This is a genomic window from Ruminococcus sp. AM31-15AC (genome assembly GCF_003462045.1).
Classification (GTDB): Bacteria; Bacillota; Clostridia; order Oscillospirales; family Ruminococcaceae; genus Hominimerdicola; species Hominimerdicola aceti.
In genome coordinates, this window is sequence record NZ_QTYG01000120.1 from 1 (window position 1) to 1,272 (window position 1,272).

Genomic DNA, 1,272 nt, shown 5'->3' on the forward strand with positions numbered 1-1,272 from the left:
GCGGAACGTATTCCAAATTGCCATATATTATTTCCATTTCTCTTTTGGTATAATGTTGCGACCTGACTATATACCAAAAATCATCAAGATCGATCAAGTTTTACACCCTATTTTTTATTTAATTCTATACTATATTATATCATATTTTCTAAAAAAAGTTTACATTTATCAACACGGAAGTGGAAATAGCCAAGTTCAGAGGATGCCGCTTCTTATCTTATTTCTCATTCCAGTACTTATCCACATACTTTTCTGCATCTTCCTGTGCCAGCTCATACTGTTTCAGCACAAGTGAGATAGTCTGTTCTTTTGTTTGGACTAGTTATCGAGCAATTAAAACAGCCCCTCTAACGCCTTCTTCAAAACCTTCGTCATGGATACACTTTTCATCACGTTCACTAAAACTTGTAATACACAAAAGTTCCACCTCCGATTTGTTTTTTCTGAGAAATCTCTTTATTGCAAAGCTTTCAGGCATTTCAGTGATAGCTATATCCACAGCTTCTTTTATACCCATTTCTTTGCTTAGAGTTCTAACTTTTTCTACAAACCATGAATAGTTCATTAATGGTTTGCACGCATTAAACAGTTCTTCGTTGTTGCCCATATTAATATTAAGCATTAAAACCGAAAGTTCTATATCCGACTCTTTTTCAAAGCTGTCAGATAGTTTGAGAACTTTTCTTTCTTACTGATAATCTGTTCCATTGTAGAAACAAATACATTTTGGCGTAGGCAGTTTAAATCTTTTTCTTGAATATAGCTCAGCCCATTGTTTTCAATATACGCTGAAAAAAGCATTCCAGCATATATAAGAGCCCTGACCGGCATATTAGGATTGTACGTAGATTGTTGTTCGTACAAATTAATATATCCGCTGATCAAGAACGATACATCATTTTTTTCTCTTCACATATATTACATCATCGATAGTAGTATATGTTATCTCATTTGGGTCTGTATAATCAGACCCGTTTACTGCATTGAACAGTTCCAACGTCCATTGCTTGTTTTCTTCGTTGCCAAATATATAGCAGAACAGCTTATCTTTAACCTCTCGGTTCACGCTTGCAGTGTCCATTTAGGGAGCACTCCTTTCTGTTATTATACCTCTTCGCAGAGGCTTATGTCAAGTCTATTTTTCCTCTGTTGCTGACCTCAACTGTAGTGCTACAATAGATATTGGACAAAATTAAGAAAAAAGAAAAGAGAGATAGACAAAAATCTGATAAAATAAAGTTACCACACCAAATTCAAATCAGAAAGGAAGCC

The 1,272-nt window shown here is 34.8% G+C and carries 2 protein-coding genes; both read right to left on the reverse strand.

Annotated elements, in window-relative coordinates; genetic code table 11:
- Positions 1-322 precede the first annotated feature (322 nt).
- On the reverse strand, positions 323-622 hold the full coding sequence (locus DW793_RS14265) for a hypothetical protein (RefSeq protein WP_118158541.1): 300 nt from the start codon (positions 620-622) through the stop codon (positions 323-325).
- Positions 623-895: 273 nt separating this feature from the next.
- Positions 896-1,081 (reverse strand): hypothetical protein, encoded by a 186-nt coding sequence (locus DW793_RS14275; RefSeq protein WP_118158543.1) that lies wholly within the window; start codon positions 1,079-1,081, stop codon positions 896-898.
- Positions 1,082-1,272: the final 191 nt, after the last annotated feature.

What these genes read in the sequence shown, in the direction of transcription:
- DW793_RS14265 (WP_118158541.1), bottom strand. Translation starts at nt 622, where the DNA reads ATGCTTAATATTAATATGGGCAACAACGAAGAACTGTTTAATGCGTGC.
- DW793_RS14275 (WP_118158543.1), bottom strand. Translation starts at nt 1,081, where the DNA reads ATGGACACTGCAAGCGTGAACCGAGAGGTTAAAGATAAGCTGTTCTGC.